General features: G+C 59.1%; 19 protein-coding genes. 8 read left to right on the forward strand and 11 right to left on the reverse strand.

Features of this window, described 5'->3' with window-relative positions; genetic code table 11:
• Positions 1-17 precede the first annotated feature (17 nt).
• Together fabF and Q6A51_RS01470 are read left to right on the forward strand one after the other, a co-directional pair.
• Positions 18-1,310 (forward strand): beta-ketoacyl-ACP synthase II, encoded by a 1,293-nt coding sequence (gene fabF, locus Q6A51_RS01465; RefSeq protein ID WP_304573954.1) that lies wholly within the window; start codon positions 18-20, stop codon positions 1,308-1,310.
• Between the two features lie 76 nt (positions 1,311-1,386).
• Positions 1,387-1,971 carry a flavin reductase family protein gene (locus Q6A51_RS01470; protein ID WP_201007264.1) on the forward strand — a complete coding sequence of 195 codons (585 nt, stop codon included), beginning with the start codon at positions 1,387-1,389 and terminating at the stop codon, positions 1,969-1,971.
• A gap of 42 nt (positions 1,972-2,013) precedes the next feature.
• On the opposite strand, the gene Q6A51_RS01475 is transcribed toward Q6A51_RS01470, so the two are convergent.
• Positions 2,014-3,405, reverse strand: a complete 1,392-nt coding sequence (locus tag Q6A51_RS01475) for an aldehyde dehydrogenase family protein (protein WP_304573955.1) — start codon at positions 3,403-3,405, stop codon at positions 2,014-2,016.
• Between the two features lie 102 nt (positions 3,406-3,507).
• Here Q6A51_RS01475 and ptrR point away from each other — a divergent pair, with 102 nt between their 5' ends.
• The 5 genes from ptrR to Q6A51_RS01500 all read left to right on the forward strand — a co-directional run bounded on the left by ptrR (position 3,508) and on the right by Q6A51_RS01500 (position 6,473).
• Complete coding sequence (gene ptrR / locus Q6A51_RS01480; protein ID WP_304573956.1) at positions 3,508-4,395, forward strand: putrescine utilization regulator PtrR; 888 nt, start codon at positions 3,508-3,510, stop codon at positions 4,393-4,395.
• 65 nt (positions 4,396-4,460) lie between these two features.
• Positions 4,461-5,159 carry an alpha/beta fold hydrolase gene (locus Q6A51_RS01485; RefSeq protein WP_304573957.1) on the forward strand — a complete coding sequence of 233 codons (699 nt, stop codon included), beginning with the start codon at positions 4,461-4,463 and terminating at the stop codon, positions 5,157-5,159.
• Positions 5,160-5,260: 101 nt separating this feature from the next.
• Positions 5,261-5,641 carry a VOC family protein gene (locus tag Q6A51_RS01490; RefSeq protein ID WP_201007256.1) on the forward strand — a complete coding sequence of 127 codons (381 nt, stop codon included), beginning with the start codon at positions 5,261-5,263 and terminating at the stop codon, positions 5,639-5,641.
• A gap of 68 nt (positions 5,642-5,709) precedes the next feature.
• Complete coding sequence (locus tag Q6A51_RS01495) at positions 5,710-6,105, forward strand: DUF4280 domain-containing protein (RefSeq protein WP_025259740.1); 396 nt, start codon at positions 5,710-5,712, stop codon at positions 6,103-6,105.
• Positions 6,106-6,140: 35 nt separating this feature from the next.
• A complete protein-coding gene (locus tag Q6A51_RS01500; protein ID WP_201007254.1) occupies positions 6,141-6,473 on the forward strand; it encodes a hypothetical protein in 333 nt (110 codons plus the stop codon).
• Here Q6A51_RS01500 and Q6A51_RS01505 read toward each other — a convergent pair whose 3' ends face one another.
• The 10 genes from Q6A51_RS01505 to tssB all read right to left on the reverse strand — a co-directional run bounded on the left by Q6A51_RS01505 (position 6,474) and on the right by tssB (position 18,164).
• Positions 6,474-7,019, reverse strand: a complete 546-nt coding sequence (locus Q6A51_RS01505) for a toxin-antitoxin system YwqK family antitoxin (protein WP_304573958.1) — start codon at positions 7,017-7,019, stop codon at positions 6,474-6,476. It abuts the gene before it with no gap.
• A gap of 11 nt (positions 7,020-7,030) precedes the next feature.
• Positions 7,031-9,037: a type VI secretion system Vgr family protein gene (tssI, locus tag Q6A51_RS01510; RefSeq protein ID WP_304573959.1), complete on the reverse strand. Its 2,007-nt coding sequence runs from the start codon at positions 9,035-9,037 to the stop codon at positions 7,031-7,033.
• A gap of 110 nt (positions 9,038-9,147) precedes the next feature.
• Positions 9,148-9,684 carry a hypothetical protein gene (locus Q6A51_RS01515; RefSeq protein ID WP_304573960.1) on the reverse strand — a complete coding sequence of 179 codons (537 nt, stop codon included), beginning with the start codon at positions 9,682-9,684 and terminating at the stop codon, positions 9,148-9,150.
• A 38-nt stretch (positions 9,685-9,722) separates the two neighbouring features.
• Positions 9,723-12,284, reverse strand: a complete 2,562-nt coding sequence (gene tssH / locus Q6A51_RS01520) for a type VI secretion system ATPase TssH (RefSeq protein ID WP_304573961.1) — start codon at positions 12,282-12,284, stop codon at positions 9,723-9,725.
• Between the two features lie 2 nt (positions 12,285-12,286).
• Positions 12,287-13,306: a type VI secretion system baseplate subunit TssG gene (gene tssG / locus Q6A51_RS01525; protein WP_304573962.1), complete on the reverse strand. Its 1,020-nt coding sequence runs from the start codon at positions 13,304-13,306 to the stop codon at positions 12,287-12,289.
• Entirely contained in the window at positions 13,270-15,066 is a 1,797-nt protein-coding gene (gene tssF / locus Q6A51_RS01530) for a type VI secretion system baseplate subunit TssF (RefSeq protein WP_304573963.1), read from the reverse strand. Before tssF ends, tssG begins: the two co-directional genes overlap by 37 nt.
• Positions 15,050-15,499 (reverse strand): type VI secretion system baseplate subunit TssE, encoded by a 450-nt coding sequence (gene tssE, locus Q6A51_RS01535; RefSeq protein WP_201001871.1) that lies wholly within the window; start codon positions 15,497-15,499, stop codon positions 15,050-15,052. The genes tssF and tssE overlap by 17 nt, the downstream gene beginning before the upstream one ends.
• Positions 15,500-15,514: 15 nt before the next feature.
• The gene (locus Q6A51_RS01540) at positions 15,515-16,012 is read right to left on the reverse strand and encodes an Hcp family type VI secretion system effector (RefSeq protein ID WP_117164857.1); all 498 of its coding nucleotides are present in this window, start codon (positions 16,010-16,012) and stop codon (positions 15,515-15,517) included.
• 75 nt (positions 16,013-16,087) lie between these two features.
• Entirely contained in the window at positions 16,088-17,575 is a 1,488-nt protein-coding gene (gene tssC, locus Q6A51_RS01545) for a type VI secretion system contractile sheath large subunit (RefSeq protein WP_201001872.1), read from the reverse strand.
• A gap of 34 nt (positions 17,576-17,609) precedes the next feature.
• Positions 17,610-18,164 carry a type VI secretion system contractile sheath small subunit gene (tssB, locus tag Q6A51_RS01550; RefSeq protein WP_201001873.1) on the reverse strand — a complete coding sequence of 185 codons (555 nt, stop codon included), beginning with the start codon at positions 18,162-18,164 and terminating at the stop codon, positions 17,610-17,612.
• Positions 18,165-18,358: 194 nt separating this feature from the next.
• On the opposite strand from tssB, the gene Q6A51_RS01555 reads away from it, so the two are divergent.
• Positions 18,359-18,829 carry a YajG family lipoprotein gene (locus Q6A51_RS01555; protein WP_201017602.1) on the forward strand — a complete coding sequence of 157 codons (471 nt, stop codon included), beginning with the start codon at positions 18,359-18,361 and terminating at the stop codon, positions 18,827-18,829.
• Positions 18,830-18,841 lie beyond the last annotated feature (12 nt).

Raw genomic sequence — 18,841 nt, forward strand, 5'->3', positions numbered from 1 at the left:
TAATGAAGAGGTTTTGAATGACTGATTTCACGGCTCAAAAACGAATCGTAGTGACGGGTGTCGGGATTGTCGGGCCACTGGGATGTGGTGTGGAGGAGGTCTGGAAAAGACTGCTGGCAGGACAGTCCGGCATTCGCAACCTGGCGCATGACATCACCGAGGGCACAGGCGTTGCGGTAGGCGGGCAGGTGCCGTCGCTGGAGGAGGATGCCATTGCCGGTTATGACCCTGACCGTCTCATTTCGGCCAAGGACCGCAAGAAGATGGACCGTTTCATCGAGTTTGCACTCGTTGCTGCCCATGAGGCTCTTGAGCAAGCGAACTGGCATCCAGTCGATGAGGCCGGGCAGCAGAGGACTGCGACCATCATTGCATCGGGTGTGGGTGGTTTCGGTGCCATCGCCGAGGCCGTAAGGACTACCGATGCGCGTGGCCCTCGCAGATTGTCGCCATTCACGGCGCCGTCCTTCCTGGCCAACATGGCGGCCGGGCATGTTTCCATCAGGCACGGCTTCAAAGGCCCGCTCGGCGCGCCAGTGACCGCTTGCGCAGCAGGCGTGCAAGCCATTGGCGACGCGGCAAGGCTGATCAGGAGCGGTGAGGCCGATATCGCTGTTTGCGGTGGGACAGAGGCCGCGATTGATCGAGTGACTCTGGGCTGCTTTGCGGCGGCTCGGGCGCTGTCTACAGGGTTTGCCGAGCAGCCGCAGGAAGCCTCGCGCCCCTTTGATCGTGAGCGTGACGGTTTTGTCATGTCCGAAGGGGCCGGGCTGCTGGTCATCGAGTCTCTTGAACACGCTTTGGCGCGTGGTGCCACACCTCTGGCGGAACTGGTGGGCTACGGCACCAGCGCCGATGCCTATCACCTGACGGCTGGCCCCGAAGATGGCGGGGGAGCCCGGCGCGCCATGCAACAGGCCTTGCAGCAGGCTGGTTTGAGCCCTGACGACGTTCAGCACATCAATGCTCACGCCACTTCGACTCAAGTGGGCGACAAGGGCGAACTGACAGCCATTCGTTCGGTATTCGGTGCGGGGTCTGGCGTGGCGATCACGTCGACCAAGTCCGCTACCGGGCATCTGCTGGGCGCGGCGGGCGGCATTGAAGCCATCTTCACGGTATTGGCATTACGCGATCAGATCGTGCCGCCCACGTTGAATCTGACTCACCCGGATGAGGCCGCAGACGGGCTTGAGCTTGTCGGCCTGCACGCCCGAAAACTGCCGCTGACCCATGCGCTGTCGAACGGGTTCGGCTTTGGTGGTGTGAATGCCAGCGTTGTCTTTCGTCGTTGGGAGCCTTCCTTGTGAAAGTCGGGGCTCTCCACAGAAAGGCTTCGTATTCAGTAGACTGTGCCTTTGCACTGCCTGTTCTGAAGGAGGTTTCGTGGATAACCCTATTCGCCCAGTCGAGCTGGAAAAGGCCTACCGGCTGATAAATCACGGCCCTGCCGTGCTGGTTTCTGCCAGCCATGCCGGGACGGATAACGTGATGTCGGCTTCATGGGCCTGTGCCCTGGACTTTTCTCCGCCCAAGGTCACGGTGGTCATCGACAAGATGACCAGAACCCGTGGGCTTGTCGAGAAGAGTGGCTATTTCGCTCTGCAGGTGCCGACGGTTGAGCAGGTACAACTGACCTATGACGTCGGGACACAAAGCCTTGGCTATATGCCCGACAAGCTGGAAAAGTCAGGTGTCGAGCTGTTTCGTATTGAAGGGTACGAGACTCCGCTGGTGGCGGGCTGTTCGGCCTGGCTGATCTGCAAGCTCGTTCCTGAGCCCCATAACCAGCAGACCTATGATTTGTTCATCGGCGAGGTTGTGGGAGCCTGGGCCGATGAGCGGGCGTTCAAGGATGGCCATTGGGCTTTCGAGACGGCCGATCCTCGCTGGCGCAGCCTGCACTACATCGCTGGCGGGACTTTCTACGCCATCGGTGATCTGGTTCGGGTTGAAAGCGAAGAAGAATAAATGGGTGTAAAAACCGGGGGAGCGCAAGGCTCCCCCGATCGATCAACGGCGATCCAGCCATACGGTCTTCGCATTGCAGAACTCTCGCACGCCGAAGTGTGAAAGCTCACGACCAAAGCCGCTTTTCTTCACGCCGCCGAAGGCAACACGCGGGTCGGAGGCGCAATAGCCATTGATGAACACACCGCCTGTTTCCAGCTCGTCAGCCAGTTGTTCGGCAAGTTCGACATTGCGGGTGTAAATGGTCGAAGTCAGGCCGAATTCGCTATCGTTGGCCAGTTCCAGTGCATGTCTGGCATCGCGGGCGGTGATGATCGAAGCCACCGGGCCGAACAGTTCTTCCTTGAAGGATGTCATCTGGTCGGTGACATCACTCAACACCGTGGGCTCATAGAAGTTGCCAGCGCCTTCGGCCTTTTTACCGCCCAGCAACAAGGTCGCGCCTTCGGCCAGAGTGGCCTGCACCTGAAGATCCAGTTCGTCACGCAGATCGAAACGAGCCATGGGGCCGATATAGGTTTCTGTGCTCGATGGATCGCCAACTGCCAGCAGGCGAGTGGCTTCGACGAACTTGCGGGTGAAGGCTTCAGCGATGCCCTGTTCGACGATCAAACGTTTGGCTGCCGCACAGACCTGGCCGGTGTTCTGATAGCGGCCGATAACGGCGGCTTTCACGGCTTCGTCCAGGTCGGCATCGTTGAGCACGATAAAGGGATCGGAGCCGCCCAGTTCCAGTACGCATTTCTTCAGGGCCGCACCTGCCTGAGCGCCAATCGCAGCCCCGGCCCGTACGCTGCCGGTCAGTGTCACGGCGGCAATGCGCGGGTCGGCAATGGCGCGGGATACGCCTTCCTGAGCCACGTTGATCACTTCAAACACGCCTTGCGGGAAACCGGCTTGCTGGAGTGCGTCGCGTATCAGATAGGCGCAGCCCATCACGTTGGGCGCATGTTTGAGCACGTAAGTGTTGCCGGCGAGCAAGACCGGAACGGCACCGCGCAGTACCTGCCAGACCGGGAAGTTCCAGGGCATGACCGCCAGGATCGGGCCAAGCGGGCGGTACTCGATACGCGCCTTGTTGTTCTCGACCAGTGTCGGTTCCGGTGCAAGCATCGCCGGGCCATGGCTGGCGTACCACTCGCAGAGCTGCGCACATTTCTCGATTTCGCCACGGGCTTGAGCAATGGGCTTGCCCATTTCCCGGGTGATCATCTGTGCCATTGCGGCCGCGTTGTCGCGTAATGCCCTGGCCAGCGCAACCAGCAGTTGAGCGCGTTCATCGACCGTCTTGCGTCGCCATAGTGCATAACCGTCGGCCGCACGGGAAAGGGCGGCATCCAGTGCCGAGTCGGACTCAAACGCATAGTGGCCGATCTGTTCGCCGTTGGCCGGGTTGATCGAGATTGCATGGGTGTGGCTGGAAATCTGTGTCATGACGCCATCCTCTTGTGGGTGGGAATGGGGCCAGAGTATCGTCGTGCTATGCTTTGCGAAACTGAATAATAATGATCGTATCGTTCACGTTTGGAGAATGAATTGGATCTCGTCCAGCTTGAAATATTCAAGGCCGTCGCCGAGCAGGGCAGCATCAGCGCCGCCGCGCAGCACATCCATCGGGTGCCCTCGAACCTGACCACACGCATCAAGCAGCTGGAACTCGACCTGGGCGTCGAGCTGTTCATTCGTGAAAAGCACCGCTTGCGCCTGTCACCGGCTGGCTGGAATTTTCTGGACTACGCCCGGCGCATCCTTGCGCTGGTGGAAGAAGCGCGAATGGCCATTTCCGGCGAAGAACCCCAAGGCCCGTTTTCTCTTGGCTCGCTGGAGAGTACGGCAGCGGTACGTATTCCGGCGCTGTTGGCGGCCTATAACCAGCAATACGCCAAGGTCGAACTGGACCTGTCCACGGGGCCGTCCGGCACCATGATCGATGGTGTGTTGTCCGGACGCCTGGTGGCGGCGTTCGTGGATGGGCCGGTGCTGCATCCGGCGCTGGAAGGCGTGCCGGTCTTTGAGGAAGAGATGGTGATCATCGCGCCGCTCAACCATCCGCCCGTTACGCGGGGGCTGGATGTGAATGGCGAAAGCATCTACGCCTTTCGCGCCAATTGCTCATACCGTCATCACTTCGAGAGCTGGTTCACCGACGACGCCGCAGTGCCGGGCAAGATCTACGAAATGGAGTCCTATCACGGCATGCTGGCGTGCGTCAGCGCGGGTGCGGGCCTGGCGCTGATGCCACGCAGCATGCTCGAAAGCATGCCGGGCTGCACCACCGTCAGTATCTGGCCACTGTCCGAGAAGTTCCGTTTTCTGCAGACCTGGCTGGTGTGGCGCAGGGGCACTGTTTCCCAGAGTCTGACGCGGTTTGTCGAGTTGCTGGAGGCGCGGGGCGGGCCTGCTCGTAACGAGCAGCTTCAATGATGTGCCGAATGAGGTTCGGAAGATGTCATGTATGAGTATTTTTCCTTTGCTCCAGGAGCGCCACGTTGGCTTGCAATAACATTCCTCTCGTTCTTTTGCCCGGCCTGCTGAACGATGAGCGACTTTGGGCTCATCAGACGGCTGCTTTCGAGTCTTCACGCAGGGTTTTCGTTGCGGATCTTTCTCAGGACGACAGCATCGCGCAAATGGCCCGGCGCACGCTGGAACAGGCTCCGCCATTTTTTGCCCTGGCGGCCTTGTCCATGGGCGGATATGTGGCGATGGAAATCATGCGTCAGGCTCCCGAGCGGGTGGTGGCACTGGCCTTGTTCGACACCATGGTCCGGCCAGACAGCGAGGATCGAGCCAGAGTCAGGCGTGGCCTGCTGGAGCTGGCGCAACTGGGCAAGTTCATGGGTGTAACACCTCACTTGCTGCCGCGTATCATTCATACCCGTTGCATAGGCACTGCCGCTGCACAACAGGTCATGGACATGGCGCAGGCCATTGGCAGGGAAGGTTTCATCCGTCAGCAGCAAGCGATCATCGAGCGTCAGGACTACAGTTCTCTTCTGGAGACGATCAGCGTGCCGACCCTGATTGTCGTCGGCGAGAATGACGAAATAACACCTCTGGCAGAATCGGAGTTCACCCATCGGAGCATTGCCGGTTCGCGTCTGGTCGTCCTTCCCGAATGCGGACATCTGCCGCCTCTGGAATATCCGCAGCGTACAACCGAGCTATTGCAGGAATGGCTTCTGTAGGAGCAATCGGGCGGCGCTCTGCTCATCCGCGAAGACATCCTTCTTCGCGAATGAATTCGCTCCTACCGATTTTTCGTCCACTTTTTTGTGAGAGGAACACCATGCTTATCGATCATCTGGACCACCTGGTCCTCACGACTTGCGACGCGGCAGCCTGTCAGGATTTCTACACCCGTGTCATGGGCATGAGCCTGGAAACCTTTGGCAATGGCCGTATTGCCTTTCGCTTCGGCAATCAGAAGATCAACCTGCATGTGCGAGGCCACGAATTCGAGCCCAAGGCGCATCTGCCGGTACCCGGTGCGCTGGATCTTTGCTTTATCGGCGCCCGCCCTCTGGATGAAGTGATCGCCCATCTCCAGCAGCAGAACTGGCCGATAGTGGAAGGTCCTGTACAAAGGACCGGAGCCACAGGACCGATCCGTTCGGTGTATGTCCGGGACCCTGACCTGAACCTGATCGAGATATCCGAGTATTTGTAAGGGGCTTGATTGGCAGGCCAAAGGCCTTGCGCTATTTTGTCCTCCGAACCTTCCTCAGGTATCTGCCGATGTCATGCCCGCAAGTTTGTGCCGGTGCCACGTTGCAATGCAGTTTCGGCGCTGCGCCTACCGTATTGAACGTATTGCCGACCAATCGCGTGCTGACCAGCAGCATGCCGGCGGCGACCATCATGGATCACATTCCGTTGGTCAATATTCCCACCTTCGGAATGTGCATGAGCACAGCCAACCCCATGGTGATCGCGGCCACGGCGGCAGCATTGGGCGTGCTCACTCCCATGCCTTGCATTCCCGCAACGGCCTCGCCATGGATTCCGGGCGGTGCGCCAACGGTGTTATTGGGCGGCATGCCAGCGATTGATTCCAACAGCATGCTGATGTGCAACTGGGCCGGGGTGATCAAGATTGTGATGCCGGGTCAGGTGCAGATGTTGATTCCTTAGTTTGATAAAAACGCTTTTCTGCAAGGACGATATGGATGGGTGTGCTGTTCTCGATTGCTTTCAGTACGTTATCTCTGGTTGTGGCTTCCCGGATCATGAATGTCGGGCTGGGTATTATTCCGGCGCTACTGGTCGTTGCTTTTCTTCAGGTGATGGGCGTCGCTCTTGAAGGCACTGAAAAGCTTCTATATGCGTTTATCTTCATCCTCGGCTTGCTGATCTACTTTGCGGGGTTGAAGCGGTTTACTGGCGAAAGTACCTGGACGCTGATCAAGCTGACGATTGTCTGGATGATCATGGCGTTTGTTATCGCGCAGGTCTTCTTCAAGGTATTTGAACTGTCCTTTGCGTTTTATCTGAGATCCTGATCAGGACTGCGCAGGCGACACATTATTCATCCACCACCAGCGTAGGTGTGAAACCGGTTTGCCCTTGGCATCCAGCGGGCGGCCGTCATCGGCGAATTGTTGTTCCTGATCCAGCAACTGGCCATTCAGGTAGCGGGCCTTGAAGGATGCCTGGCCGTTGGTGTGGAAACGCTGATACAGCCCGTCGCGCACACCGTCCTTGTAGTGCTCCAATTCCGCCAGTTGCCCGTCAGGATAATGAATGCTGGCCTCGCCATGCAGCAGGCCCATTTTATAGGTGGCCCGACGTTGCAACAGTCCTTCGGGCGAATAGAAATTCGCGATGCCATGCAGCTTGTCGTTCACGTAAGGCAATTGCGCGGAAACCCGGCCGTTGGGGTGGTAGGTGAGGCTCATGCCCTGCAACTCGCCCTGGCTGTAATTCAGGTTGGCCAGCGGTCGGTTGTCTTTTTCGATTCGCAACGGCCCATCCAGTTGGCCATCATTCAAGCGTCCGGCCAGTTGTGCATCACCGCTTTGTACATCCACTGTTTCAGTCTTGGCCATGGCTCAGGATCTCAATTGACTTGTACCAGGCCGCCCTTGATGGTCAGCATGCCGCCGCCATCCACGGTCTGTGACGCTGCGGCCTTGTTGGTCAGGCTGATGCCTGCGTCGTTGGTCATGGTCGTGCCTGCTTTGTTTTCCAGCGATGTGCCTGCCTGATTGGTCAGGGCCGTTCCCGCCTTTTGGGTGATCGAAGTGCTGGCCTGCACGGCCAGATCGGCACCGCTCTTGATCGTGAAGCTGCCGCCGCTTTCCAGGGTGATGGTGCCGCTGACCTTGAGGGTCAGGTTGCCGTCCACGGTCAGGCTGTAATTGCCTGTGACCTTGTCGGTGTAGTTGCCGCCGGTGCTATGGGTCTGGTCGCCGCCGACCTTGACGGTGCGAGTGTCCTTCACATCCAGCGTATCGCTACCGGTCTGGATGGTGACGCTGCGTTTGCCCTTTTCCAGCGTGACGGTTTCATCGCCTTCCTTGACGGTTCGGGTGCGGGCGTTCTGTACGGTCAGGGTTTCATCGTGGCCGACGGTGACTGTGGTGTCGTTGAGCACATTGGTCTTGAAGTCCTTCTGGGCTTGCAGAAAGACTTCCTCAGCGTCTTTCTTGTCCTCGAAACGCAACTCGTTGAAACCGCCGCCGCCCTTGGAGGAATTGGTCTTGATCCCCGATTGCGTCTGGTTGGCGGGCAGGGCGTAGGGCAGGGCGTTGTCGCCGTTGTACACGCAACCGCTGACCAATGGCCGGTCGGGGTCGCCGTCGATAAAGGTGACGATCACTTCCTGGCCAATGCGCGGCACGAACTGCATGCCGAACCCCTTGCCGGTCCAGGGCAGTACCACACGCACCCAGCAGGAGCTGGTTTCGTCGCTCTTGCCGTCGCGGTCCCAAGGGAACTGGATCTTGATCCGGCCATATTCGTCGGTCCAGATTTCCTCGCCGGACTTGCCGACCACGGTGGCCGTCTGGGTGTGCATGCGCGGTTTGGATGTCACCCGCGCCGGGCGATAAGTGGTGGCCTTGGGGATGGCCTCGAAGCGGTTGCGATAGCCTTCATGGCTGGCTTCATGAGTGACTGCTGTCACCACCCAGTCGATATTCAGGGTCGCATCGTCATGGCCGCTCAGAGTGAAAAAGTGCCCCGGCACCAGCCAGCGACAGTCGCTTTCACCGACAAAGCGTTTCTCCTGACTGCGCAGCCCGTCGACCCGCTGTTTGGTCAATGCATCGCCCCGTGCCTTGGCGATATAACCGCCCGGATGCTCATACATCGACAACGGACCAGCCTTGGCTTCCGCCTTGCTGTAAAGCGAAGTGGTGGGCGTGGTGAACTCGTAATCCGACGCCGAATACACCCCGGAAACCGCCTGCAACACCAGTTGCCCGGAACGAATCCCGTGCAGCTCCCGATTGCCCATTCCCTGGCCCAGATACTTCACCGCCGGCCCGTTGGGAATCGCCGGAAACGCATCGTTGTTGTCCGCCAGCACCAGCGTGTGCTTGCCTTCCTCGTGGGTGAAAAACCAGAAAATCCCTTCCTCTTCCAGCAGGCGCGACACAAACGCAAAGTCGGTTTCGCCGTACTGCACGCAGTACTCACGCGGCGTGTAACTGCCGGTCAGCGACAGCTTGTGATCGCTGAAACCGTGGTCAGTGAAGATCGACGTCACGATGTCCGACGTGGAGAGGTTCTGAAACACCCGGTTATTACTCGCCAGCGTCAGCCACCACAGCCACGGCCGTAACAACACCTGATAACGATCCGCCGTGGCGTCAGCCGGAAGCTGCCGGATCTCCGCCACCAGCGCATCCATTGGGCGCAGCATCGCATCGTTATGCAGGGTGGTCGTGACGTGAGTGGCGATAGCGGAAGTCAGCGTCAGCGCAGTGTCGGCCTGACCATGCAGGAAATACTGCCCCAGCGCATTGAGGGATTCCTCGCCGCTGATGACGTCTGGATACAGCTCGGTGAGGGCTGAGCCGGTCAGGGATAGGGTGGTTGTGGTGTCGGTGGAGCGGGGCATTTAATGACCTCATGCACCAAGTTTCTATTCAGAACATTATATCAGTACGGACATCCATGTTGTTTTTATCGTAGTGAGGACTGATTTATAAGTGAGTAAAGGGTTTTTAGTCAGTAATTGAAGCTTATAATTTTTGTGTCGTAATTTCCATTTTGATAATAGAAATTCCATTTTTTTGAAGTGTATTCTCCCCAGAATATCGCGTCAGCCCCATTGGACGGGTGTGTATAGAATTTGGCATTTTTGATGCCTGTTTTTTTATATTTGTCATTTGGCATCAACCAAAATATATTGTCACCATATCGGGAGAGATCATTTTGACTAAAGATTATGTTGTCGGTGTCATCTAGATTGTAATGGCGTAACCTTATCTTTGTTCCACAGTTTTGCACTCCGACGCAACAGCCAGATAAGTTTGCTGTTAAGAAAATATGTGGTTCGACACTGTTTGGTGTTGACGGAATATCCATGTAAAGCCCACTGTTTGGGCGCCATGAAAGGTAATATGCTTTGTGATCGCCATCGGGTAATAGAGCGATGTTGGGAGGTAAGATTTCAGTGTCTATATTGAAACTTGTTTCTCCACTCTCTGTGAAATTTATTACTCTTAAATGTTTCTTTTCGTCCTGAATTATTTTTTTGATCATTATTTAGGCTCCTTTAAATTATGAGTGGCTATACGACCTCACTCCAACACCCACTCCGCCAACTTCCCCGTCACCTGCTTCATCAACACATTCTCAATATCCCTCGCCCCAGCCCCGCTGCATTTCGCGAGCACGGCCTTGACAATCCCGTTATCAAAATCAAACTGTTTACCCGTCGCGGCCTTGTACCGGCCACGCAGTTTCTCCAGCTTGGCCAGCACGATCCCTTCCAGTGTCGCTTCATCCAGCGGGTGATAAGGCACCACGGTCATGCGTGCAAGAAAGGCGGGGCGGAAGGCTTGTAGCAGGACTTTGTGCAGGCGTTCGTTGAACGGGTCGCTGTCGAGTTCGGCGGTGGGGGTGTCGAGGATCAGTTCGGCGCCAACGTTGCTGGTGGCGAGCATGACGGTGTTCTTGAAGTCCACCACCAGGCCGGTGCCGTCTTCCATGACGCCTTTGTCGAACACGTTATAGAACGCTTCCAGCACATCCGGGTGGGCTTTTTCGATTTCGTCCAGCAGCACCACGGAATAGGGTTTGCGGCGTACGGCTTCGGTCAGCACGCCGCCGGTTCCGTAACCCACATAACCGGGTGGTGCGCCTTTGAGCTGGCTGACGGTGTGGGCTTCCTGGTACTCGGAAAGGTTGATGCTGATCAGGTTGCGCTCGCCGCCGTACAGGGCGTCGGCCAGGGCGTAGGCGGTTTCGGTCTTGCCGACGCCGGTAGGGCCGGGCAGCAGGAACACGCCGACCGGTTTCTGTGGGTCGGTCAGGCCGGCGCGGTAGGCTTGCAGGCGTTGGGCGATGGTGTCGAGGGCGGCTTTCTGGCCCATGACCCGCTGGCCCATGCGCTGCCCCAGGGTCCGCACGGCATGGGCTTCGTCGGCGAGCATCTTGCCCACCGGGATGCCGGTCCAGCCTGCAATCACGGCGGCGACGGTCTTGGAGTCGACCTGTTCGGGCACCAATGGATCGTCCTGGCGAATGGCATCCAGCCCGGCTCCCAGGCGCACCAGTTCGGAAGCCAGGTAATCGATGCGGCTGTCGGTGTCCGGGTCGCGTTTTTCGAGGTCGGTATTGGCGTCCACGCGCTCGCTCAGGGCGAGCAGTTCGCGACGGGTTTCCAGCAGTTCGCGCACGGCCTCGCGCTCTTCGCCCCAACGCACTTCCAGCTCACGGATGGCTTGCAGGTTGCTGCTGGATTCGCTTTCCAGCGTGGTGATGCGTTCCCGATGATCAAGACCGGTGGCCTGCTCGCGACGCAGGCGTTCGACTTCTTCCTTCAGGCTTTGCTGGCGATGGCGCAGGCTTTCCAGCGGCGGAGGGACGTCGTGCTGGCCGAGGGCGACGCGGGCGCAGGCGGTGTCGAGGATGCTGATGGCCTTGTCCGGCAGTTGCCGCCCGGAGATGTAGCGGTGTGAGAGTTTCACCGCATCGTGAATCGCTGCATCCAGCACTTGCACGCCATGGTGCTGCTCCAGTTTGGTCGCCACGCCCCGAAGCATTTCCACGGCTGTGGCTTCGTCCGGCTCTTCCACCTGCACCAACTGGAATCGTCGGGCCAGCGCCGGGTCTTTCTCGAAATACTTCTTGTATTCCATCCAGGTGGTGGCAGCCAGGGTGCGCAGTTCGCCGCGGGCCAGAGCGGGTTTGAGCAGGTTGGCCGCATCACTGCCGCCTTCCGCGCCACCGGCACCGATCAGGGTGTGGGCTTCGTCGATAAACAGGATGATCGGTTTTTCTGCGCTGCGTACCGCATCGATCACGCCTTTGAGACGTTGCTCGAATTCGCCCTTGACCCCGGCACCGGCTTGCAGCAGGCCAAGGTCGAGCACGCGCAGGCTGACATCCTGCAAGGACGGCGGCACGTCACCGGCAGCAATGCGCAACGCCAGGCCTTCGACCACGGCGGTTTTACCCACGCCCGGCGCACCCACCAGAATCGGGTTGTTCTGGCGACGGCGCAGCAGGATGTCGATGCACTGACGGATTTCCCCGTCGCGGCCCACGATGGGGTCGATGCGCCCGGCGTGGGCATCGGCGGTCAGGTCCTGGGTGTATTGGTCGAGAGTCGAGTCCTCGACGGTTTTCACCGGAGCCTTGCCCGGTTGGCCAGGTACGGCGATGGCGATATGTTCGCGAGAGGGTTGCGCCCATTCCTGCAAGTTGTTGCGCAGCACATCCCGGGGAATGCGCAGCAACGAGGATGCGCTGTTGAGCAGCAGGCTGCGACGTTCATCCCTGTCCAGCAAGGCCAGCAGCAACAGCCCTGAACGAATGCTTTGCTGGCCCATGACGCTGGCCTGCACCACGGTGTCTTCCAAAAGGCCGATGGTCTGCGCGGACAGTGCCGGAGTGCGGGTACTGCCGGATTTGAACAGTTCCAGCGCCTTGTTGATTTCTGCGGTCAGCGCATCGCGCTCCAGGCCGAAACGCGGCAGCAGGCAGGCCAGGTCGCCGCCCTCGATATCCAGCAGTTCCAGCAGCAGGTGCTCGATTTCAACGTAGTGATGACCCCGTTGCAGGCAGCGCTGCGCGGCGCGTTCCAGAGCGCGGCGGCTGTCGGCGTTGAGGCGTGCTATCAGGCTGCCGAGTTCCATATTCAGGACATCTCCGGTTGGCGCAGCCGTGTATCGATGCGCTGCAGGTCTTGATTGGGTTTTTTGCGCAAGCCACCGTTCCAGTTGAGAGTCGGTGGATTCTCTAGATTCATGACCATGGGTTCGGCACCCGATACCAGCAAGGTCAATGAGCAGTCCAGATCGGGGCCGAAATACAGCGCCGCCATGCTCGCCAGCTGCTGATGGGCTTCGCCTTCGGGCAGCAGGCGTCTGGCCTGCGCGTTCTGCAAGGGGCCTATGGTCAGGCGAATGCCTGCATGTTCGTCCCATACACGGGTTCCGGCGATGGCGGTGCTGCCCAGTTTCAGGTTGCGGCCACCGGGTTTCAGCAGGCTGCGACTGGCTGGCGGAATGCTGCGCCATGCGCCTTCATACGCGCTGATCTGTACCGGCAGGCCGAAATGCTGACGCACGATGGCAGCAAAACCGGCCAGCGAGCGACGGCCGCCTGAGTACAAGGCGCTACGCGCCATGATCGCGGCATCAGGCAGTGCCTGGCGTTCCTGCAATGATTTTGGCAGCAGGCCGGTCAGAGCGCGTAACTGCGCCTGCACAGGGCTGGCTGAAGGCACGGTGAACCCCAGCGCCACGCGATGCTTGCGCAGCACCCGATAGAGCAGGCTGAGCAGGCGATGCTGGAACAGGTCGAGAAACTCGGCAGGCGCATGATCCTTGGCGCGGGCGCGTTGTTGCAGCCATTCCTGAAAGGCGTACGGCAAAGGACCGTCGGGGCCGCCCAAACCAAAGATCGGCGTCGTCAGTACCGGTTGCTGGCCGGGTTCCTGGGTCAGGTTTTCGACTTCGCTGGAAGCAAACAAGGGCGTCAGCGGGCCGCGCAGGCGGATGGCTTCGGCCTGTGGCGAGGTGCCGGTGCCCAATGGCGAAGCCTGCGGGTGCTCGCGCTCCAGAATCAGCAAGGCCTGCAACAGCTCGAAAGTCTGTGGCTCCTTGCGCAAGACCTCGCTTAGAGGGACAGGGGCATGCCGGCCTGGGGTTGCCATGTCTTGACCTCCTTGTCCGAGTTGACCAGCACCGTACGCACGAAGCGGTTGGCGGTGGCGTAAAGCGAGAAGAATTGCGCCAGCACTGCCGAGAACAGCACGGCGCTATTACCGACGAAGTGTTCCGGGTCCAGTTGCAGGCTGACTTCCAGCCCGTTGCGCCAGCCGCGCCAGGCATCTTCGCCCACCTGGGCGATGACCCGTTCGCAGGTCATCTTTTGTAAACCTTCGATCTGCCGACGGGCACTGGCCTCGTCGCGCAGGTTGTGCAGGCTGAGGATTTCCTTGAGGGCTTCCAGCGCCTTGGGGCCTTCCACCAGTGACAGGTGGTTGAGGTTCAGTTGCGAAATCAGACGCCAGCGTGAGTCGCCACCCAGATGCGGCGAGCTTTGCGAACTGGGCGGGTTGATCAGGCTGGCCTTGGCCACCGGGCCGGGCCGCTCGAAGCTCAAAGGGGTTCCAGCGCTCAGGCTCTGGGCCAGATGACGGTTGGTGCAAAGCAGCTCCGCCGTCAGGCTGTAGTTCGGTGCGTCGAGCAGCGGGTCGAAGCGGGTGTCGACCAGGCTGAGCATCAGGTCGCTGCCCAGTCGGTTGGGCGTCAGCCCGGTGATGCGTCGGGCATGCCAGTACAGGTTGCTGTCGCCCAGGCTGTGCTGGCTGCCGTAATAGGCCGGCACCGGGCGTACGCCTTGGGGCGATGCGGCGCGCATGCCACGGATGCTGTGGATCTCGACGCTGTTCTCGCGATGGCTGTCGGCAATCAGCCGGTATTCGCTTTGCGTGCCGTCCGGACGCAATGGTTCGGATGTGCGCGGAAACAGATTGATCACCGGTGTGCAGCCCAGTGCGATATCGCTGGCTTGCAGATGCAGGCGAGCCTGAGGAGCGCGGTCGAAGACGATATACAGATAAAGCGTGCGGCCTTCGACATGAGCCGTGCTCAGGGGAATATCGAAGAAGTGGAATTTTTCCGGGAAGGCAAAATATTCGGCGAGCAAACGCATGCCTGGATGTACGCCGTCTTCCTCTGGCAGCAGAGCTTCGTCATTGGCGAAACCGACAATGTGCGGCAGGTCGCCATGGGCGACTGGCTGACTGCCCGGTGCGCCGCTCAAGACCTTGACGGCATGGGCGCCCAGCAAGTCGTACAGCGCGGCATTCACCACCGGTGATGCGTCCAGATGCAGGCGCAGGTGCTCAATGCTCAGTTGCGCCCAGTCTGTTGTTTCTCCCAGGCATTCCAGACTCAGGCGCAGGGCCGAACGGGCCTGGGTCACACCGGTCAGGGCCTGTGTTTCTTCAGCATTGAGCAGCACGGCTTCGCTGATCTGAATGGGCCACAAAGTCACTTCGGCGCTGGTACGAAAGTGGATGCTTTCACCCTTGGTCGTGGTGACAAACAAGGGCGTATCCCGTGGCAATGCATAGCCCGCTGCGAGGTTGCCTTTGCTCGGGTCCGGCTCGAACCGGACGATGCTGCACGAGGGCAGGGGCCTGATGGCCAGCGGATAAAGCTGTTCCAGCAGGGCGTTGCTGAATTCGTCGTAGTCGTCATCCAGGCGTCGTTGCAGGCGTGCGGCCAGAAGGGCGAAACCTTCGAGCAGGCGCTCCACATGCGGGTCCTGGCTTTCACCGGGAGACAGTTCCAGGCGTCGGGCGACTTTGGGGTAGCGGTTGGCGAATACGCTGCCGGCATGTCGCAGCCAGGTCAGTTCGCGTTGGTAATAATCAAGCAGTTGCGGATCAATCGAGTCGCTCATGGCTGACCTCCAGCCCGGCTTGCGAGGTCTGAACCACAAAGGCTACGGGCCATTCCTGACGGTCATGGCGCAGGGTGCCGCTCAGGCGGATATCCAGTTGCTGGGGGCGTCCGGGCATGGTTTGCACATCCACACCGGTCAAGTGCAACCGAGGCTCGAAGTGAGTGATTGCTGCGCGGATTTCCCGGGTCATGCGGCGTCGATCATCGCTATTGCTGGCTTGCAAGGCACTCCAGTCGGCAATGCCATAGTCGAGCAGGGTTGGTGGCGTTGTCATGTTGCCTGAAGCGCGGCGGGTATTGAGCAGGCGCAACAGTTCGGTCCGGACCGAGTCGGCCAGAGCCTGTCGGTCGAAAAATCGGGTGTGTTGCGTCTGCTCCTCGCTGAAAGCCAGGCGCTCGAATAACGGCGGACGAATGCCTGTGCCTGGCATGGCGAGTTACCTTTCTTAGCTGGCTTTCTTGTTGGCGGCCAGGTCCCAACTGGTGCCAGCCACGCCTTCTTTGGTGCCATCGTCTTTCTGGGCTGTCAGTTCCCATTTGATCTTGGTGAAGTTCAGCGAGATGGTTTCCACCGGTTTGCCACCGGCACCGCCGCTGACGCTGACGTTGGACAGCACAACGTTGTCCAGGGTGTAGACAATGAACGGCATGATCTGGCCGCTGCCTTCGGAGGCGTTGCGGCCAATGGTGATCTTGGCGGTAGCGATGGGCTTGCCCGCGCAGCAGTAGCTGTTGAGGTTGGGGGTGGAGCTGTCGACGAACTTGGTCAGGGTGAACTCACCGACATGGGGTTTACCCGAAGTACGCTCCGAGTTGCTGACGTCGTTGGTCACTTGCATGGCAACGTTATGGCTGTAGGACATGATTTCGATCTTGTCCGTGAAGCCTTCCAGCATGCTGTCGCCTTTAATATCGTCACCCAGATCCAGAATGATCGCATCCATCGGGTGTAACTCCTGCAAATTGGCAAAAAGAAAGTGGGGGAGAAGCCCTGCGAGCCAGGCCCGCAGGGCTCAGGGTCAGGCTGCTACCGGCGGCGGCAGACTGGCAACCAGACGGATCGAGGCGGTCAGTTCTTCCAGCTGGAAGTGCGGACGCAGGAACACCGTGGCGCGGTAGGCACCTGGCTTGCCGGCGACCTCGGTGATGTCCACGCGCGCTTCACGCAGCGGGTACTGGGCCTTGATTTCCTGCGGCGCGTTGTCGTTGATCAGTACGTAATCCGCGATCCAGTTGTTGAGGTAGGTCTGGACGTTGTCGCGGGTCATGAAGCTGCCGACCTTGTCGCGCATGATCACTTTCAGGTAGTGAGCGAAGCGCGAAGCGGCGAGCACGTACGGCAACATGGCGGAAATCCGCGCGTTGGCGTTGGCTTCGTTGGTGTTGTAGAGCTTGGGCTTGTTGGTCGTCTGCCCGCCAAAGAACACGGCAACATCGCTGTTCTTCTTGTGGCAGAGCGAGATGAAGCCCAGGTCGTTGAGTTCTTTCTCGCGACGGTCGGTGATCGCCACCTCGGTCGGGCACTTGAGCGAGATATCGCCCGAGGAGGTGCGGAAAGTATGCGCTGGCAAACCTTCGACCGCGCCACCGCCTTCTGCACCGCGAATCGCTGCGCACCAGCCGTATTTGGCGTAGGCCTCGGTGATGCGTTGGGACAGTGCCCAGGCCGCATTGCCCCACAGGTATTTGCTGTGGTCGGTGCCGGTGACGTCTTCGACGAAGTTCATGCCTTCAACCGGGCTGGTGTCCGGGCCGTAAGGCAGGCGCAGCAGGAAGTTCGGCAGCACCAGGGAGACATAACGCGAGTCTTCGCTTTCGCGGAAGGAGCGCCACTTGATCAGTTCCTGGCTCTCGAACACTTTGGCCAGGTCACGAGGCACTGCCAGTTCGGTGAAGCTGCTCATGTCGAACAGGCGCGGGCTGGCTGCGGCAATGAATGGCGCGTGAGCCGCTGCCGCGACGTTGGACAGCTTCTCCAGCAGGCCGATGTCCTGTGGGTGACGGCCAAAGGTGTAGTCGCCGACCAGCACGCTGAACGGATGACCGCCGAAGGTGCCGTATTCTTCTTCGTAGATTTTCTTGAACAGCGAGCTCTGGTCGAATTCGACTGCCTTCTCCAGATCGGTCTGCAGTTCTTTCTGCGAGACGTTGAGCAGGCGCAGTTTCAGGCGGGTGCTGGTTTCGGTGTTCTGCACCAGCGAATGCAGGCCGCGCCATGAAGCTTCAAGCTTCTGCAGGTCCTCGTGATGGAGGATCTGGTTGAGCTGGTCGCTGATCAGCGAGTCGATCTGGCTGATGCGGTCGTTGATCATGGCGACGGTGTCTTTATCGACCGCCATGCCTTCATCCAGGACCTGGGTGGCGAACTCGGCGAGCATGTCGCGAGCGTAGCCTTGCTGGCTGTCGTCATGCGCCATGCGACCTTCGGCGATGATCTTGTCCAGCAGGGACAATGTTTGGGTGGAGCCTTCGCTGCCTTGACTCTCAGCGCTGGTTGACGTGGCCATGGTTAATCCTCCGCGAATAGGTGGGCGATGACGATCAGGCTTGCGGTTCGGCTGGCGGCTCTTCAGCTGCTGCCGGTGCATCAGCTACCGTTTCGCTTTCCGGACGGGCCGATTTGATCTGTTGCAGGCCTTCGGTATTGGCGACGACATCTTGCAGCAGCTTGTCCAGATCGTCGTTGCCGTCGAGCTTGGTCAGCAGGTCGCGAAGACGCTGACGGGCTTCGAGCAGGCGACGCAGAGGCGTGACTTGCTTGACCAGATTGATCGGGTCGAAATCGTCGATATGGCCGAAGCGCAGTTCGACGTTGAGCTTGCTGCCGTCACCGCTGAGGGTGTTGTCGACCTGGATAGCGGTGCGTGGAGCAATGGAGGCGAGGACTTCATTGAAGTTGTCGCGATCGATTTCAACGAAACGTCGATCGATCAGTTTTGGCGGGGGAGCATCAGGTTTGCCTGACAGATCGGCCAGGATGCCGACTACGAGAGGCAGTTCCTTTTTTTCGATGGCATTACCGATTTCTACGTCGTAAGTGATCTGAACACGAGGCGGGCGGACCCTGTCTAGCTTGTGCTGAGTACTCTCGGCCATGGTGGCTGAACTCCGATGCATAAGGCGGGCGCAATGCAACGGTTTCCCAATGCTCGCATTCCCTTGCTTGACCGCAGAACAGAGCCGCACGGGTCTAATTCTGCGATCCTCTAAAAATTCGTCATGGTGGCGAATTGACCTTGATGCTATAACAGGAACGGCTAAAAGCAATACAAAATTTTTCTTGGACAATCATGACCGTAAAACAGTTCATATACCGACAATGGATTGCCGTATTGCTGGCTGTTTTCATGCTCACGGGTTGTTCATTCTTGGATCCAAAAATAGGCGTCGATTCACTGATTCTGGACGTAGCCCTGCGTGCCAATGATGACTCGCCTGTCGCTGTCGATTTCATCGCCGTCAATGACCCGGACCTTCTCAAGCAACTGTCAGGCCTGACCGCCAGCCAGTGGTTCAGCGAGCGTGATCAGTTCCGCCGTGACCACCGCCAGAACATGGCTGTCTGGGGCATGGAGCTGGTGCCGGGACAACTGATCGAATCCGGCATCTTCCCGCTGGACGGCAAGCCCGCCGTAGGGTTACTGGTTTTTGCCCATTACAATACGCCCGGCGCGCATCGCCTGCGGCTTGATGGCCAGCGCAGGATATGGCTGAAATTCGATAGTCGGGAAATGACGCTGTTCGACGAAAATGCCCATTGAGTATCGCGTCGC

Origin of the sequence: Pseudomonas serbiensis (assembly GCF_030580745.1) — a bacterium.
Lineage (GTDB): Bacteria > Pseudomonadota > Gammaproteobacteria > Pseudomonadales > Pseudomonadaceae > Aquipseudomonas > Aquipseudomonas serbiensis.

Coding starts and splice junctions, on each gene's coding strand:
- Q6A51_RS01540 (WP_117164857.1), bottom strand. CDS start 16,012: ATGGATGCGATCATTCTGGATCTGGGTGACGATATTAAAGGCGACAGC.
- fabF (WP_304573954.1), top strand. CDS start 18: ATGACTGATTTCACGGCTCAAAAACGAATCGTAGTGACGGGTGTCGGG.
- tssB (WP_201001873.1), bottom strand. CDS start 18,164: ATGGCCGAGAGTACTCAGCACAAGCTAGACAGGGTCCGCCCGCCTCGT.
- tssF (WP_304573963.1), bottom strand. CDS start 15,066: ATGAGCGACTCGATTGATCCGCAACTGCTTGATTATTACCAACGCGAA.
- tssI (WP_304573959.1), bottom strand. CDS start 9,037: ATGCCCCGCTCCACCGACACCACAACCACCCTATCCCTGACCGGCTCA.
- Q6A51_RS01500 (WP_201007254.1), top strand. CDS start 6,141: ATGGGTGTGCTGTTCTCGATTGCTTTCAGTACGTTATCTCTGGTTGTG.
- tssC (WP_201001872.1), bottom strand. CDS start 17,575: ATGGCCACGTCAACCAGCGCTGAGAGTCAAGGCAGCGAAGGCTCCACC.
- Q6A51_RS01505 (WP_304573958.1), bottom strand. CDS start 7,019: ATGGCCAAGACTGAAACAGTGGATGTACAAAGCGGTGATGCACAACTG.
- Q6A51_RS01515 (WP_304573960.1), bottom strand. CDS start 9,684: ATGATCAAAAAAATAATTCAGGACGAAAAGAAACATTTAAGAGTAATA.
- tssH (WP_304573961.1), bottom strand. CDS start 12,284: ATGGAACTCGGCAGCCTGATAGCACGCCTCAACGCCGACAGCCGCCGC.
- Q6A51_RS01490 (WP_201007256.1), top strand. CDS start 5,261: ATGCTTATCGATCATCTGGACCACCTGGTCCTCACGACTTGCGACGCG.
- tssE (WP_201001871.1), bottom strand. CDS start 15,499: ATGCCAGGCACAGGCATTCGTCCGCCGTTATTCGAGCGCCTGGCTTTC.
- Q6A51_RS01555 (WP_201017602.1), top strand. CDS start 18,359: ATGACCGTAAAACAGTTCATATACCGACAATGGATTGCCGTATTGCTG.
- Q6A51_RS01495 (WP_025259740.1), top strand. CDS start 5,710: ATGTCATGCCCGCAAGTTTGTGCCGGTGCCACGTTGCAATGCAGTTTC.
- Q6A51_RS01475 (WP_304573955.1), bottom strand. CDS start 3,405: ATGACACAGATTTCCAGCCACACCCATGCAATCTCGATCAACCCGGCC.
- tssG (WP_304573962.1), bottom strand. CDS start 13,306: ATGGCAACCCCAGGCCGGCATGCCCCTGTCCCTCTAAGCGAGGTCTTG.